The sequence below is a fragment of the Acidobacteriota bacterium genome (assembly GCA_022562055.1).
In the GTDB taxonomy this organism is placed as follows: domain Bacteria; phylum Actinomycetota; class Acidimicrobiia; order Spongiisociales; family UBA5794; genus BMS3BBIN02.
The window spans coordinates 1-14,234 of the sequence record JADFQA010000021.1; the positions used below are offsets into that span (position 1 = coordinate 1).

A 14,234-nucleotide genomic window follows, 5' to 3' on the forward strand; every position below is an offset into this window, starting at 1 on the left:
ACTCGGAACCGGGTGGTGCTCAGCTCGAAGTATTTTTCGCCTATCGAAGTGCCGTCCGTAAGCTCCTGGGCCGCAGGCGTTTCTTTTACCTGCCCACTTTCCAACACCACAACGGTCTTGCTGGTGTCCATGAGTTCTCGGGCGATAGTGATACCAGCCATCCCTCCTCCGATGATGCAGATGTCGGCGTTTACGATTGCCCCGTCGGCCACGGTTCGTGCGTCGATCAACACGGTGGTTATGCCCCTTCGGTGTTCTGGGGGTCTGTATCGGATACATTGGTACCGTCCCTTGAGGCTATTGCAGCGAGAAACAACTCGTGAAGGTGGCTAGCGGCCGCTTCTGAGGTAAGCATCGGTGCCCGTTCAGTTGTGTCGTTGAGAGTGGCGTGGTCGATTGCTTGTGCCAGTTCCCGTTCCACTGTGTCCGCATCGTTCGGAGCCACGATCTGGATTCGTTTGTCGTTTCCCGCAGCGGAGCACAGAACCAGGGGTCCGCCGTTGCCGATAACGATGACGGGCCTTCCCGACATCAGGCCCTCGGCGAGGGCAAGTCCTCCCTCCTCGCGCAAGCCGGTGTACAGTGTCGCGGCCGCACCCGCCATCATCTTTTGCACGTCCGCTCGAGGAATTCTCCCTGTGGTCCGTACCTTGTCCTGTAAGGACAGCGCGTTGATCATCCTTAGCACAGCTTCAAGCTGTGGACCCTCGCCAACGATGACAAGCCGTGCGGCAGCATCGGTGTACTGCATTGCTCGTACGGCAAGGAGAGGACCCTTTCGTGACTCCACCGCCCCGACCCACACGATCTCCCCCGTCGATTCCGCCTGGGTCGCCTTGGGAGCAATAGTGAACTCAGCATGGTTGAGAAGTACGTCGAGCGAGTTGTTTCGTCCAACCCGACGTTGTGTGCTCGGGTTCTGGAAGAGTGCGATCGTCGCCTCTTTCCACATTGCTCTGGTTCTGGGGTTGAGGGCGGAGAGACGGACCGAGAATGCGTCGAAGAATTCTTCAAGGAGGTCTCGCCTGCTCAATGTTGATCGCAGCGGTCCCGGAGTTATGACGGCACCGCCCACAGGACCCCATATGACGGGGAGACCAAGTCCGCGTGCGGCGGAAGGCAGCCAGTACACGGACCAAGTGGCATGGTGGATTACATCGAATGGCTCAGTGGCAATGAGTCCGAGTGCTGCCCGGCGCGCCCGAGGAATCCACCGAATGTACGCAATGAACCTGAAGATCTTGTTCTGATGGTCGGGGTTGGGGTATCTGGCAACAGGGACGTGGACAAACTTGACGCCGGACGACGGATGTTCTGTCTGGTAGCGAGCCAGCTCCTCAGCATCAGAGGAGGCGTGCAATACCGTGACATCCGCGAACCGCCGAACGGCCTGGAGAAGACCCCACCCTGCACCTGATTCAGAGCCCTCGGATGGGCTCAACGAATAACTGAACATCAAGACGCGCATATCCCAACGGACACTAGCGATGGCCGATCAGTGGACGAAACCATGCCGAGGCTACGAATCGCCCACCGTGGTCGGGGATCCGCCGTGGTACCATCTCACCTCCACGGGCGAGTGGCGGAATTGGTAGACGCGCAGGATTCAGGTTCCTGTGAGGTAACACTCGTGGGGGTTCAAGTCCCCCTTCGCCCACACGCGTGTGCGATGTTAGTTCAGCTTTGCTGAACGGTCGCTTCGACTTTCGCCTCCCCGGTCGGCGCCGGTACTCTCCTTGCTATCGCTATTTCGTGGCGAGACTGAGCGGCAAGTGGAGAAAGACGTGCAGTATCAACTTCGCGATTACACGATCATGGACGGGATCATGTCCCAATTCGTGGCCGAATGGAAATCTCAAGTCGTCCCCTTGCGAGCGCAAGCCGGCTTCGAGATCGTTAGTGCGTGGTCGAGTTCGGAGACGGGTCGCTTTGTGTGGATCATCGGCTTCGAAGGAGACTTTGAGGAGGCAGACCGGTTGTATTACGAGTCGCCTGGGCGGATCGCTCTATCCCCAGACCCTGCCCGGTTCATCGAGACGACCCGTTCCGAATTCGTGTCGGCGGCACTGTAGAACGAGCACCAACCGGGCAAATCTACCCACAAAGTCGGCGTGTGTCCGACGGTTGAGCGCGCCGTGTGCAGGGGGTGCGTAATGATCTGGACAAGTCTTCGGTCGCAGATCGTTACGGGTGCCGAGGTGTACTTTGGTGCTGACGGGATGGTCGATTTTCCCGGTTTCACTAACGGGGTAATCGGGTTCACCTTCCTGTTTGTCGACTTTTTCGACACGGCGGGCACGCTGATCATCATCGGAGCGATGATGATCAGCGGTGCTGCCAAGATCGATTGGTCGGACTATCGGCTGTCAATCCCTGCTTTTCTTGCAATCGTTGGCATGCCATTCACGTTCTCAATTACCGATGGCATCAGCCTGGGCATCGTGGCACACACGGTGATTACAGCGACGTCAGGTAAACCAAAGGACGTGCACCCGGTGATGTACGTGCTCTCGGTCTTGCTCGTGTGGAGGTTCTTCGTTCTCGGATAGCTCCATCGCGCTCTTGGAGAGGGTGGACAGTTGTCCATCCTCTCCAGCGCGCCGCCTTCGTTTACGCGATGTAGCTGTTGAGTTCGGCGATTAACACGGCCTTCTCGGCTTGATCGAGGAAGGTTGCCTCGATGGAGTTTCTGGCCAGGAGCGCGAGGTCATCTCGGTCGAGGTCCAAGGCTTTTGCTATTGCAAGGTAGTTGTCGAGCACATATCCCCCGAAGTAGGACGGGTCGTCAGAGTTGACTGTCACTTTGACACCCTTATCGAGCAGGTCCTTGAGGTTGTGATCACGAAGGTCGGGGAACACCTGGAGTTTCTGATTCGACAGCGGGCACATCGTGAGTGGAATCGCTTCTCGTACGAGTCGATCAATGAGGCCGGGGTCTTCCGCTGCGCGGATGCCGTGGTCAATTCGTTCAACGCGCAACACGTCAAGCGCGGAACGCACATAGGCGGCGGGGCCTTCCTCTCCCGCGTGTGCAACGAGCCTTAAACCGGTAGATGCGGCCTCGCGGTAGGCATCGACGAACAACTCAGGGGGATTGCCGACTTCCCCTGAATCGAGCCCCACAGCCTGAAACTTGTCTCGATACGGCAGCGCTTCGCGCAGTGTCTCCACCGCGGCGGCCGGGGGTAGGTGACGGAGGAAACACAGAATGAGCGAAGTCGAAATGCGATCCTCGTACTCCCTTTGGGCCGTAGCCAGCCCGCCGATCACCGTTTCCATCGGGATGTCGCGCGATGTGTGCGTCTGCGGGTCGAAAAAGATCTCGGCCCTGCGGACACCGTCACCGATTGCTCGATCAAGGTAGGCAGCCATGAGATCTCGAAAATCGTCGTGAGTCACGAGTACCGATGCACCGGCGTAGTAGATGTCGAGGAAACTCTGGAGGTCGGTGAATTCGTAGGCAGAGCGTATCTCGTCGACGCTGGCGAACGGGATGTCGATGCCGTTCCTGGCGGCGAGCGAGAACATCATTTCCGGCTCAAGGGTGCCTTCGATGTGGAGGTGTAACTCCGCCTTGGGGAGCCCCCTTACGAATGCTTCCATTCTTGGTCCTTCCGGCTCCGCTGACCCGAGGTTAGGGCTGCGCTCCCTCTTTTCGCGACCGGTCGGCTTGTAGCTCAATGCCGTTTGTCGATGACACGCTGAGCCTTGCCCTGGGACCGCGGAATAGAGCCGACATCGCCGACGGCGACGGCGGTCGAGATGCCCACATATGACTTTATGTAGCGTTGCAACTCCGCGGCTATCTGCTCACGTGTCTCGTCGCCCATGTCTATCGCCTGCGGGCGTAGTTCTACAAGCACACGCAGGGCGTCGAGGTTGGAGTCCCGGGTTACCTCGATTTGGTAGTGCGGAGCTAGCGCCTTCACTCTCAATACCTGTTCCTCAATCTGTGTGGGAAAGACGTTGACGCCTCTGATGATCAACATGTCATCGCTACGTCCCGTGATCTTGTCCATCCGTCTCATCGTGCGTGCCGTTCCCGGCAGTAGCCGCGTCAGGTCTCGGGTGCGGTACCGGATGATCGGGAACGCCTCCTTGGTCAGCGATGTGAACACCAGCTCGCCGTGGTTGCCGTCCGCGAGCGTTGCACTCGTCTCCGGGTCGACAATCTCGGGGTAGAAGTGATCCTCCCAGATTGTCGGTCCGTCCTTGGTCTCAAGGCACTCCTGTGCGACACCGGGGCCGATGACCTCGGAGAGTCCGTACAAGTCCACTGCGTCGATCCCGAGCCTATGCTCGATCTCGTCACGCATCGCGTTGGTCCAGGGTTCGGCGCCAAAGATGCCGATCTCCAGAGAGCACTTGGCTGGGTCGAGTCCCTGGCGCTCGAATTCATCGGCAAGATTCAGACAGTAGGACGGAGTGACCATGATGATGCGTGGCTTGAGGTCTTCGATCAGTTGAACCTGTCGTCCGGTTTGTCCGCCGGACACCGGGATCACCGTGCATCCAAGGAGTTCCGCTCCGTAATGGGCGCCGAGTCCACCAGTAAACAACCCGTAGCCATAAGCAACGTGGCAGATGTCTCCACGATTTCCGCCAGCGGCACGGATCGATCTGGCAACCACGGCGGACCACATGTCGATGTCGTTCTTGGTGTATCCGACGACCGTTGGCTTGCCGGTCGTGCCGCTCGACGCATGGATACGCACGATTTGGTCACGCGGAACCGCAGACATCCCGAAGGGGTAATTGTCGCGAAGGTCCGCCTTGGTGGTAAAGGGAAAGTTGGCGAGGTCGGTGAGCGACTCCACGTCGTTCGGATGGACACCCGCAGCGTCGAAGCTGTTGCGATAGAAAGCAACGTTGTCGTACGCATGGTGCAGAGTCCACCGCAGACGTCGGAGCTGCAGCGATGAAAGCTCATCGCTGCTTGCGGTTTCGATTGGCTCCAACCCTGTGGTTCTCATCGGGCGTCAGCTCCACCAGTCGGTTTGGCGGCTCGGGTCGTTCCGAGAGTACCCGAGTGCGGCGGGCCGTGTCAGTCATATGCGCCAATGCCTGGTCGTCGGGCATCGACTCAGCATTGCCATTCGTGTCGCCGGGGGTTTACCGTAGACTTCTTTGTGCGACGCATCAGGTGCTTCGCACGTACCGGGTCGGCTCACAGCGTCCCAGAAAAGGTCACAATGGCGTACAACAGCTACACCCCGTATCGTTCTCCGCGGCGGCGCCGTCGAACGGTATTGCTTGTATTCCTAACGATTCTCGTTGCGGTGTTTGCGTTGGCCGTTCGTTCTCGGTCTGAGCAGCGCGATGTGCTGGATTTTGTTGCCGTGGCGCGAGAGTCGTTGGGCGAGCACCGCGAGATCGCAACCCAGGCCGCCACGCTGCTTTTGGACCTCGGCGACTTGGAACGCCAGGTCGTTCTAGACAGGGTCGCGACGCTTCATGCTCGAGCATTGGCGGCAAACGCCAACCTCGCGGCAATTCCTGTCGCGCCTGAAGTTGCTGTGCTTGCTGGGTTTATCACCGTCGCGACATCGTCGTGGACGAACGCGGTCGGATCGCTCGATGAGGCATTTCTAGCTGCTGTCGACGAGGACCAGGATGTGACCGTTGGCGAACGTCTGTTGGCTTCCGCGTTCGAAGAACTCAAGGTCGGCGATCGAGCCTACGGCCAGGTGGCCGAACTGCTGGCGCCGATTTCGGATGAATACTCTTTGGATGCATTCCCCGTCTTCTCCTACATAGATCCGGCCCAAATCAACTTGTACGACGCGGTGCTGACGGCGACGCGCCTGCGTGAATTTCGCCTCCTTCAAGAGTTTCGTGACGTAGCGGTGAGTGTTTCGGTCGACCCGCTGCCGGTCTCGGAACAAAACGGGGTGGCCGTATTCCCTTTCGCTGACACGTTCACCGCCTCGGTTGTTGTGAGCAACAACGGGAACCTCTCTGAACGCAACCTCGTAGTGACGCTGATCTTGGCCGAGCCGGGTGGGGACTACGTGTTCACTGTCTCAGACGTTATTGAAGAACTCAAACGCGGAGAGTCATCGACTGTTGTGTTCGTTGATCTTCCGCTCCTAGCCGGGCCGCTCTACGAGGCAGTGGTCGAGGTCCCGACGGTGAACGATTCTGATCCGAAGTCGAACATTTGGCGTTTGCTGTTTCGTAGAAATGCGGGAGAATGACATTAGAACTCGCGATCGCGATCATTGCTCTGGTAGTCGCCGCGATTGCATACGCACAGGCGGCGTCGACGGCGCGTCAGTTGCGTGGCGTTCCCGACGAACAGCACATTGCCGGATTCCTAAAACGGGTCGACAACGAGATCGGTGCGATCTCCGACGTACTCGCCGACATCGAGTCTCGACTCATTTCAGTAGAAAGTCGGCTTCCGTACGCGATCACCCGCACGGGGGTGGTCGAGTTCGATGCCTTCGGCGATGTCGGCGGCCGGTTGTCGCGCGCCATTGCGCTTCTCAACGAACGCTCAGACGGGATCGTGATAACTCTCTTGGTAGGACGTAACGAAACCCGTTTTTTCACCAAACAGTTGCGAGGTGGTGAAGGAGTAGAGCTGCTTTCACCCGAGGAGCGTCAAGCCGTGGATCAAGCAGTGCAGGGTCCCTAAGAGACTGGCGCAGCGCGGGGTCGTGTCAGGTGTGGTCCGTGAGCTTCGCCGATGGATGGCGGCCCGGTATCATCTAGCGATGCTCGATGTGTCTCACCTTCGCAAAGAACCCGAGCGCCTTCGCGCGTCGCTTGCCCGCAGAGGTATCGATTTAGATCTCGATGTGCTTGCCGATCTTGACCGCCAAAGGCGTATCTCAAGAGTGTTGGCGGAGGAGTTGCGGGCAGAACAAAAATCCGCCGGCAAAGGGATTTCTCAACTCGAGGGCGATGCGAGAACGGCTGCGATCGACCGGGCTGGGCAGCTTGCAGACAAATACAAGGCCGCGTTGGCCGAGGCGGACGCGCTTGACCATGAATTCGAAGCCCAATGGATGGCTCTCCCCAATATCACAGACGACACCGCTGCAGATGGGATGACCGACGCAGACAACGTCGAGATCAAGCGGTGGGGGACAGTCCCGGAATTCGAAACCACTCTCGATCACATTGCCATAGGTGAGACATTGGACATAATCGATGTGGAACGGGCGGTAAAGATCTCTGGGAGCCGCTTCGGGTTTATCAAGGGCGGCCTGGTCCGTCTTGAATTTGCGCTGGTCCAATGGGTGTTCGACGAACTCGAACCGTATAGATTCAAACCCATCGTGCCGCCGGTCCTGGTACGCGAGCAAGCCCTGATCGGAACGGGCTTCTTCCCAGGTGAGAAGGATCAGGTCTACGGGGTCGACGGTGGAGAGCTATTCCTCGTCGGCACATCTGAGGTCCCACTAGCCGCTATGCATGGCGACGAGATTTTCGCAGCGGAAGATCTACCACTTCGTTACGCAGCGTTTTCGACCTGTTTCCGTATTGAGGCAGGGACGTACGGCAAGGACACCCGGGGGATCTTTCGGGTGCACCAATTTGACAAGGTCGAGATGTTTTCGTTCTGCCACCCGGATGAGTCGGGTGCCGAGCACGACTTTTTGCTCGCGCGCGAAGAGTCGATCATGCAAAAGCTCAACATCCCGTACCGTGTTGTCAACGTCGCAGCCGGCGACCTCGGATCGTCCGCTGCAAAGAAGTACGACGTAGAGGCATGGTTCCCCGGACAAGCACGCTATCGCGAGGTCACGTCGGCATCGAACACCACTGACTACCAAGCCCGTCGGCTCAAGATCCGATTCAAGGGTGAGCGCGGCAATCAGCTTGTGCACACTCTCAACGGGACCGCAATGGCGATGGCCCGCATGTTGATAGCAATCATCGAGAACTACCAACTCCCCGACGGAACGGTTGCGGTTCCAGAGGTTCTGCAGCCGTACTGCGGGTTCGAAACCATCACCGGGTAGTGCAATCCCATGGCCGCTGAAGTATTTTCCGAGATCGCGGGCAACTACGACCGCATCAACGCCGTCCTTTCGCTTGGCCAGGACAAGCGTTGGCGGGAGAAGGTGGTTGCCAAGCTTCCCCCGGGTAGGATCCTTGATCTCGGGGCAGGGACCGGTGCCGCAAACCCTTTGTTTAGCAAGCGGGTTGTCGTGGCGCTCGACCCAGCTCCAGAGATGCTTGCTTTGAACGCTGCGGTGCATCGTGTCGTCGCCTACGGAGAGCGTTTGCCGTTTGCGGACGAGGCATTCGATGCAGTGTTTTCGGCGTTTGTCATAAGAAATCTTGAGTCGGTGCCTGAAGCGGTGAAAGAGATTGCTCGCGTGCTGAAACCTGGGGGTGCAGCGGGCATCGTTGATCTGGGCCGGCCGCGCAACTCCGCAGCCGCGGCCGTCCACAGGGCAGGTTCGGCGATCACCCTGCACACGGTCGGCTTTCTGTCCCGATCGCCCGCCGAATACGCGTATCTGCACCGGAGTCTCGACAAGTTGCCGCACCCTGAGGTTCTCTACTCCGACCTTGCTCTTGAGGTTGAGGATGTATGGAGGATGGGTCCGCTGGGGTTTGTATACGGTGTCATCCTGCGCAAGTCGCGGTGAACGCTTCCCTGCCAAAGTTGTAACGGCAGGGGTTATGTGCGCCCCCGCCGTCGAACGTGGATCACCCGGCGCTTTCCGAAATACACAGCTCGCATTGAGCGCTCCCGCCACACCCGAGACTGACCCGCTTAGAGCTGCTTCCTTCCGGACCTGACCCAATTCACGACGCCTCGCCGCGGCGGGACCCAATGTTCAACACTATGTGGTTCGGTGCTGCCCGAACAACCACGCCCTCGGGCGGGGATTCGGCCTCGCATGAAGAGGATTTCGAGAAGAGGGCACCCCTAGCGCCCCGCCTAGCACATGGATGCATGGTAGGTGAAGCCGGAAGCAGTGTGGAATCGCGAGTGCCGCCAAACAAAGGTCTTTCCGTCCGCACACTGCTTTGCGATCGGGACCGGTTTTCTACTCGGTCGAGGGGTGACACCTGTCAAGGCTTTCCGTCTGGGTGTGTCGAGGCCTCCGCGGTGCGTCACCTGCATCGCGGTAACCTCAGAACTGACAGGTCGGAGCGAGCTTGGAAACGTACAGAGGCATTGTCCGCAAGAGTGACATTGACCACATGGGGCACATGAACGTCACGTACTACATGCAGAAGTTCGACGAGGCTACATGGGCGTTCTTCGCCGAACTTGGCATGGGGGCGTCATGGATGTCCGAGAACCGCCGTGGCATGATGGCCGTTGAGCAACACATCAAGTATTACGCCGAGGTGGTGGCCGGCGAACGCCTTGTGATTTCGACAAAGGTGGTTGACGCCTCCAAGCAAACCATTCGGATCCTGCACACCATGGTGAATCCGGCAACCGACACGGTCGTGGCGACCTGCGAGATGGTTGGCGTTTCTGTCGACCTCGATAGCCGATCGGCAACGCCGTTGACTCCAGAGGTACGTGCGGTGGCCGAGACGTTGAGGGAGTAGGCGTCTGTGTTGATTCATGCCCATGACGAGTAGCCGACGCCTGATGCGTGGAGAAAATTCGCAGAGGCGAACAGCTTCGGTCACCTTGTTGCGTCTGGTAGCGACCGCGACGTCGCGGTGGATGTGCCCACGCAATTCCTACTGATTGAAGACACCGTGTGGTTGCACCTCGCCAGGCCGAACCCGGTTTTTCAAGCCCTGTTTGAGAACCCGAACGTAGTGCTCAGCATTGCAGGCGATTGGGCCTACATCCCTGATGCGTGGAAGGCCATTGGTGAGGAAGATCCACGCAGCGGAATTCCCACGACGTACTACGCGGCGGTTCAGCTCATCGGTACTGCATCGTGATTGATGATCCCACTGAGGTTGCCGACATTCTCGCACGCCAGCTTGGCGATCTTGAGCCAGGCTCGGATGCGGTCCATCCCTCAGAACATGCAAGCCGGCCGCGGGCGATTCGAGGCCTCAAGATCGAAATCGACGAGGTCCGTGCGAAGTTCAAATACGGTGGCAACGCCGATATCGAGCATCGCCGTGCCGTGGCGGCTCTGCTCGCCGAGAGAGATGGTCCCGGTGACTCAATGGCGTTGCAGCATCTGAACGATTAACTGGCTGGCGAACCAACTACCTAACACCAAGGTCTCGAAGGGTTCGCAATTTTCTCGGGGAACTCCTCTAGGGTCACGGCGCGCGTTGTGGAGGAGTCCGAAGTGCCGATGTCTGATCATCTCAGGTCTGTCCGTTCGAAGGTTGGTAGCCAACTGCTGGTGCTGCCCGCGGTGGGAGCGGTGATCCATAACGACGTCGGCGAAATCTTGCTCGTATTCACTCATGATGACATGTGGGGTACCCCAGGTGGTGCGGTCGACCCCGGTGAACAACCGGCTGACGCTGTGGTTCGCGAGGTGTTTGAGGAGGTGGGACTCAGGGTCGAGCCTGAGCGCGTCTTGTCGACCCATCTGCACCACGTCGATTATCCAAACGGCGACTCCGTGGACTACACGGTGGTTGTGTTTCGGTGCCGGGTTCTCGATGGCGAGATCAGTGCGAATGACGGCGAAGTGGTCGAGTGGGAGTGGGTAGATCCTGCTGCGGCTTGGGGCCGGGGTGTGGAGATCGACCCGACGGTTCTAGGTGCCGACTACGCCGGCCCAACAACCTTCCGAAAGTGACAGCCGGATAGCCTTCGGTACTTCGCAACTGTTGGGAACTATCCTGCACTAGTGGGCGTCTCATTGGCATGCGGGGGTTTAGGCGCGTTACAGGTAGGGCTTCGGCAAGTGCGGTCGCACTGGCCGTACTTGTTATGTCGAGTTGCAGTTTTGGCAACGATCCATACCAGATCCCGGCCGATCAGTTGCGCCAGAACGCTCCTTTGGCGACTGCGGTGCAAGTCACAGAGTCTTGCGTGGGTCTACCTCGCGGCGTCGCAGCCACAGCGGATCTGGGCCGAATTGTGGTTAAAGCTAACGAGGCGGTGTTTGTACTGTCGATGCGCACCGGCTCGTTCACGAGCATCGAAACCCCCGCCCTCGGTGCTGTTGTTATGACGCGTCCAGGGGTGGCGCTGATTGGTTCGGGTGCCTACGGAGTCGATCCGCAGCGTAACGTCCTGTTTGATTTCAATCGCGAGATGTCGGTTGGTTTGGACCTCCAGGGATGGCGCCTCGACAAGAGCGGCCCGACACCCGTGCTCGGCTCGTTCGGCGGCCGGGTGCTCCTAGCGGTTGTACAAGCCGACCCAGACTCGGGCAACGTGACCACCGGCGTGGGTGGCCTTTCGATCGAGGGTGTTCTCGATTGGGTCGTTCCAATGGAAGTATCGGGCGAGAGAGTTGGGCCATTGGCGCCATCGCCCGTGTTCGTAAGCCCGGCCCGCAATCGAGTTTTGATCGCCGCGCGAGCTCCCAATACTCCGAAGTTGCAACATGTGTTGCTGACGTTGGTAGATCAGGCGGGGTCCGTCGTGGAGTCCGGTGGCGTCTGGCCTGCGGATGGGATGGCGATTGTTGGGTGGTGGGATGCGGACAGGGTTGTTGCCGAAGATGTGGCTACCGGGTTGCGTGTCATCGGTGCTCCACTAGCGGTCGACACCGCGCCTTTCGAACTGTTCGACGATGTCGCGTTTGAGAACCTCCGTCTGGCCGGGGACGGGAAGAACGCACTCGTGGACACTGCGTCGACGCTGGCGCTGGTGTCACAAGACGGGGTAAGTGTGTGGACCGCCATTACGAGCTGCGAGATCCGGCTCTCGCGATAGGCGAGAAGCGTCAGGCCTGGGCAGCGAGCTTGCGCTCTGCCATCCCGTTGAGCACTTCGAGCACGACCCTGTTCGCCATAAATGCGGTGATCTGTCCCGGGCCGTCGTACGGTGGTGACACCTCAACAATGTCGACACCAATAACCGGCAGCTCCTTGGCAATCCGTCGTACGGTGTCGAGCAGTTCCCTCGATGTGATGCCGCCGGGCTCGGGGGTGCCCGTACCCGGCGCGAAGGCTGGATCGACGACGTCGACGTCGACCGAAATAAAGACTCCCTTGGTACCTGCGTCGGTGCAGGCTTGCACGGCGTCATCCACCACTGCATGCAGACCGCGATCTGCGATTTCGGACATTAAGAACGTGCGCATCCTCTGTTCAGCCATCCAGGCGATCACATCAGGATTCGGCCAGTAACCGCGTAGCCCGATCTGGACGAACCGATGCCCGGGGACCGCACCAGACTCGATGAGGCGGCGCATCGGCGTACCGTGGCCGTGGAGCTCACCGTAGTGATCGGTACCGGTATCGGCGTGCGCATCGAAGTGAACGAGCCCGAAACTTCCGGCACCATACGTTCGTGCGAGTCCAGTACCGTTGCCGTAGGTGATCGAGTGGTCACCACCCAGCACGATTGGGATGGCACCCTTGGCGGAGATCTCAGCGATAGCCTCGGCAAGACGTTCGAGAGATTTCTCGGCGTAACCGGGCGGCAGTTCAAGATCGCCAATGTCCACGACTCGGAACACCTCGAACGGGTCGACGCCGGTTGGTAGGTGAGGACGCCGTGCGTTGGTGTCGAGGTAGTCCGCTTCGCGAATGGCTTTCGGTCCGAAACGAGTTCCTGAGCGGAACGTGGTCCCGCAATCGATCGGCGCGCCAACAATTACGATGTCGGCGTCTCCCTCACCAAGGTCGCTCAACGCAACCGCGGGCACACCCGCATAGGTATTAAACGCCCCAAACCGCCAAATATCACTCATAACATCGCCTCGTGTCGGTGATGAAACGATATCGCGTGTTGTGAGGCCCCGGACGGATACTGACCGTCCGGCGAACGTGTCTATGAACTGCCACATGTACCCGGTGTCCTCGAGGTCGAATATCAGGACACCGTTCGAGGCAGCGATGCCTCCCACTGCTGTGAGGCGGTGAAGCGTTCGTAGTTGTGGTCGCTACCGCCAAACGCGAGGTTGAACTGGGCACCTACATTTCGGTACCTCAGATGTCCAGCGCCTGCCGAAAGCTGCCAGCTATCGGCAGGCTCTCGCTGCGGCGAGAGTTCTTTGCGGAACGCAAACTATTTTGCGGAGAGAGTGGGATTTGAACCCACGGAACTGAAAATAACAGCTCAACAGTTTTCGAGACTGCCGCCTTCGTCCACTCGGCCATCTCTCCAGGTTTGGCCATGTGTCATCGCGACGACGTGGCCTAGGAGCAGGATGATAGTTGGTGCCGAGCCGAACTCGGCTATCTGTGCGCCTCGAAGAAGGTAGTCAGAATTGCCGCGCACCGATCTTCCAGGACTCCCGCTTCGAGCTGGATCAAATGGTTGAGACGTTCGTCGCGTGGGATGTTGAACAGGCTCCATACGGCGCCAGCCTTGGTATCGGTTGCCCCGTAGACAATGCGGTCCACACGAGCCCACACTGCGGCCATTGCACACATCGCACACGGTTCCAGCGTCACGACGAGAGTATGTCCGGTGAGTCGCCAGTTGCCCAGCTCTCGCGACCTCTGCGAGATGACGAGTATTTCGGCGTGCGCAGTTGCGTCGCCCAGTTGCTCTCGGCGATTGTGGTCGCTCGCTACGATCTTGCCGTCGCGGTCGAGCAGCACAGCGCCGACGGGAACGTCTTCGTGGTCCGCTGCAGCTTGGGCTTCGATAAGCGCCGATTCCATTACCGTGTTCCAAAGATCCATAAATCACCTAAGTGCGGAAGGGTTAATATGGCACACCTCCGGAGGGGTCGCATAGTCCGGCCGAGTGCGCACGCTTGGAAAGCGTGTAGGCGGGTAACCGTCTCGAGGGTTCGAATCCCTCTCCCTCCGCAGTCTCGATACCGATAGGTGACGAGTCCGTTGTTCCTTTCGGGACGATGCGCCGCGTTGCGGCAAGAGCTTGGAGGGATAGCCAAGCGGACGAAGGCAACAGTCTTGAAAACTGTCGAGCCCTTATGGGTTCCGTGGGTTCGAATCCCACTCCCTCCGCAAAACCACAGGGCCGCCGCGATGCGCGAGTTCGCACGGTCTGGGTCGCGCAGTGAGGTGCTTCACGGAGGGACCCATATTTGGTTGCACTACGCGTTTTTTCCGACTTCTCTGAGTGGTCGGCGTCAAGGTGTGGAAGTCGAAAAAGAAGGTTTGTATGCAACGACGTTTGATTTTACTCATTTCCGCCGCACTTGCGATGTCGACTTTGGTCGTCTCACCTGCGCTGGCGC

The 14,234-nt window shown here is 59.0% G+C and carries 15 protein-coding genes, 4 tRNA genes, 1 other RNA gene and 1 pseudogene; 13 read left to right on the plus strand and 8 right to left on the minus strand.

The window, feature by feature from the left end; translation table 11 throughout:
• Together IIC71_08620 and IIC71_08625 are read right to left on the minus strand one after the other, a co-directional pair.
• The coding region (locus IIC71_08620; GenBank protein MCH7669247.1) for a GMC family oxidoreductase at window positions 1-233 on the minus strand (233 nt) is incomplete at its 3' end.
• 5 nt (window positions 234-238) lie between these two features.
• Window positions 239-1,441, minus strand: coding sequence for a glycosyltransferase family 4 protein (locus IIC71_08625; protein MCH7669248.1), 1,203 nt, complete (start codon window positions 1,439-1,441; stop codon window positions 239-241).
• A gap of 132 nt (window positions 1,442-1,573) precedes the next feature.
• Here IIC71_08625 and IIC71_08630 point away from each other — a divergent pair.
• The 3 genes from IIC71_08630 (at window position 1,574) to IIC71_08640 (ending at window position 2,549) form a co-directional block, all read left to right on the plus strand.
• Window positions 1,574-1,657 (plus strand) — tRNA-Leu (locus IIC71_08630).
• A gap of 127 nt (window positions 1,658-1,784) precedes the next feature.
• Window positions 1,785-2,072 carry an NIPSNAP family protein gene (locus IIC71_08635; GenBank protein MCH7669249.1) on the plus strand — a complete coding sequence of 96 codons (288 nt, stop codon included), beginning with the start codon at window positions 1,785-1,787 and terminating at the stop codon, window positions 2,070-2,072.
• An 81-nt stretch (window positions 2,073-2,153) separates the two neighbouring features.
• Window positions 2,154-2,549, plus strand: coding sequence for a hypothetical protein (locus IIC71_08640; protein ID MCH7669250.1), 396 nt, complete (start codon window positions 2,154-2,156; stop codon window positions 2,547-2,549).
• Window positions 2,550-2,610: 61 nt separating this feature from the next.
• Here the strand turns inward: IIC71_08640 and IIC71_08645 are convergent, their stop codons facing one another.
• Together IIC71_08645 and paaF are read right to left on the minus strand one after the other, a co-directional pair.
• Window positions 2,611-3,603 (minus strand): adenosine deaminase, encoded by a 993-nt coding sequence (locus tag IIC71_08645; GenBank protein ID MCH7669251.1) that lies wholly within the window; start codon window positions 3,601-3,603, stop codon window positions 2,611-2,613.
• A gap of 74 nt (window positions 3,604-3,677) precedes the next feature.
• Complete coding sequence (gene paaF / locus IIC71_08650) at window positions 3,678-4,973, minus strand: phenylacetate--CoA ligase (protein MCH7669252.1); 1,296 nt, start codon at window positions 4,971-4,973, stop codon at window positions 3,678-3,680.
• A 219-nt stretch (window positions 4,974-5,192) separates the two neighbouring features.
• On the opposite strand from paaF, the gene IIC71_08655 reads away from it, so the two are divergent.
• The 4 genes from IIC71_08655 (at window position 5,193) to IIC71_08670 (ending at window position 8,609) form a co-directional block, all read left to right on the plus strand.
• The gene (locus IIC71_08655; GenBank protein ID MCH7669253.1) at window positions 5,193-6,197 is read left to right on the plus strand and encodes a hypothetical protein; all 1,005 of its coding nucleotides are present in this window, start codon (window positions 5,193-5,195) and stop codon (window positions 6,195-6,197) included.
• The gene (locus IIC71_08660; protein ID MCH7669254.1) at window positions 6,194-6,640 is read left to right on the plus strand and encodes a DUF4446 family protein; all 447 of its coding nucleotides are present in this window, start codon (window positions 6,194-6,196) and stop codon (window positions 6,638-6,640) included. Before IIC71_08655 ends, IIC71_08660 begins: the two co-directional genes overlap by 4 nt.
• Before the next feature lie 79 nt (window positions 6,641-6,719).
• Window positions 6,720-7,973 (plus strand): serine--tRNA ligase, encoded by a 1,254-nt coding sequence (gene serS / locus IIC71_08665; protein ID MCH7669255.1) that lies wholly within the window; start codon window positions 6,720-6,722, stop codon window positions 7,971-7,973.
• Between the two features lie 9 nt (window positions 7,974-7,982).
• Window positions 7,983-8,609: a class I SAM-dependent methyltransferase gene (locus tag IIC71_08670; protein ID MCH7669256.1), complete on the plus strand. Its 627-nt coding sequence runs from the start codon at window positions 7,983-7,985 to the stop codon at window positions 8,607-8,609.
• A gap of 36 nt (window positions 8,610-8,645) precedes the next feature.
• Here IIC71_08670 and ffs read toward each other — a convergent pair.
• An RNA gene (gene ffs, locus IIC71_08675) (signal recognition particle sRNA large type) lies at window positions 8,646-8,914 on the minus strand.
• 212 nt (window positions 8,915-9,126) lie between these two features.
• On the opposite strand from ffs, the gene IIC71_08680 reads away from it, so the two are divergent.
• The 4 genes and pseudogenes from IIC71_08680 (at window position 9,127) to IIC71_08695 (ending at window position 11,791) form a co-directional block, all read left to right on the plus strand.
• Window positions 9,127-9,531, plus strand: coding sequence for a thioesterase family protein (locus IIC71_08680; protein ID MCH7669257.1), 405 nt, complete (start codon window positions 9,127-9,129; stop codon window positions 9,529-9,531).
• 69 nt (window positions 9,532-9,600) lie between these two features.
• Window positions 9,601-10,139, plus strand: a pseudogene (locus tag IIC71_08685) (FMN-binding negative transcriptional regulator).
• Between the two features lie 108 nt (window positions 10,140-10,247).
• A complete protein-coding gene (locus tag IIC71_08690; protein ID MCH7669258.1) occupies window positions 10,248-10,703 on the plus strand; it encodes an NUDIX domain-containing protein in 456 nt (151 codons plus the stop codon).
• Window positions 10,704-10,939: 236 nt separating this feature from the next.
• Window positions 10,940-11,791, plus strand: coding sequence for a hypothetical protein (locus IIC71_08695; protein ID MCH7669259.1), 852 nt, complete (start codon window positions 10,940-10,942; stop codon window positions 11,789-11,791).
• Window positions 11,792-11,801: 10 nt separating this feature from the next.
• Here IIC71_08695 and speB read toward each other — a convergent pair whose 3' ends face one another.
• The 3 genes from speB to IIC71_08710 form a co-directional block, all read right to left on the minus strand.
• Window positions 11,802-12,773 carry an agmatinase gene (gene speB, locus IIC71_08700; GenBank protein MCH7669260.1) on the minus strand — a complete coding sequence of 324 codons (972 nt, stop codon included), beginning with the start codon at window positions 12,771-12,773 and terminating at the stop codon, window positions 11,802-11,804.
• A gap of 325 nt (window positions 12,774-13,098) precedes the next feature.
• Window positions 13,099-13,188 (minus strand) — tRNA-Ser (locus IIC71_08705).
• Window positions 13,189-13,260: 72 nt separating this feature from the next.
• Window positions 13,261-13,713 carry a nucleoside deaminase gene (locus tag IIC71_08710; GenBank protein ID MCH7669261.1) on the minus strand — a complete coding sequence of 151 codons (453 nt, stop codon included), beginning with the start codon at window positions 13,711-13,713 and terminating at the stop codon, window positions 13,261-13,263.
• A gap of 40 nt (window positions 13,714-13,753) precedes the next feature.
• On the opposite strand from IIC71_08710, the gene IIC71_08715 reads away from it, so the two are divergent.
• Window positions 13,754-13,842, plus strand: a tRNA-Ser gene (locus IIC71_08715).
• 72 nt (window positions 13,843-13,914) lie between these two features.
• Window positions 13,915-14,001 (plus strand) — tRNA-Ser (locus IIC71_08720).
• The last annotated feature ends 233 nt before the right edge of the window (window positions 14,002-14,234 follow it).

What these genes read in the sequence shown, in the direction of transcription:
- IIC71_08640 (MCH7669250.1), top strand. Translation starts at nt 2,154, where the DNA reads ATGATCTGGACAAGTCTTCGGTCGCAGATCGTTACGGGTGCCGAGGTG.
- IIC71_08645 (MCH7669251.1), bottom strand. Translation starts at nt 3,603, where the DNA reads ATGGAAGCATTCGTAAGGGGGCTCCCCAAGGCGGAGTTACACCTCCAC.
- speB (MCH7669260.1), bottom strand. Translation starts at nt 12,773, where the DNA reads ATGAGTGATATTTGGCGGTTTGGGGCGTTTAATACCTATGCGGGTGTG.
- IIC71_08655 (MCH7669253.1), top strand. Translation starts at nt 5,193, where the DNA reads ATGGCGTACAACAGCTACACCCCGTATCGTTCTCCGCGGCGGCGCCGT.
- IIC71_08690 (MCH7669258.1), top strand. Translation starts at nt 10,248, where the DNA reads ATGTCTGATCATCTCAGGTCTGTCCGTTCGAAGGTTGGTAGCCAACTG.
- serS (MCH7669255.1), top strand. Translation starts at nt 6,720, where the DNA reads ATGCTCGATGTGTCTCACCTTCGCAAAGAACCCGAGCGCCTTCGCGCG.
- IIC71_08670 (MCH7669256.1), top strand. Translation starts at nt 7,983, where the DNA reads ATGGCCGCTGAAGTATTTTCCGAGATCGCGGGCAACTACGACCGCATC.
- paaF (MCH7669252.1), bottom strand. Translation starts at nt 4,973, where the DNA reads ATGAGAACCACAGGGTTGGAGCCAATCGAAACCGCAAGCAGCGATGAG.
- IIC71_08710 (MCH7669261.1), bottom strand. Translation starts at nt 13,713, where the DNA reads ATGGATCTTTGGAACACGGTAATGGAATCGGCGCTTATCGAAGCCCAA.
- IIC71_08660 (MCH7669254.1), top strand. Translation starts at nt 6,194, where the DNA reads ATGACATTAGAACTCGCGATCGCGATCATTGCTCTGGTAGTCGCCGCG.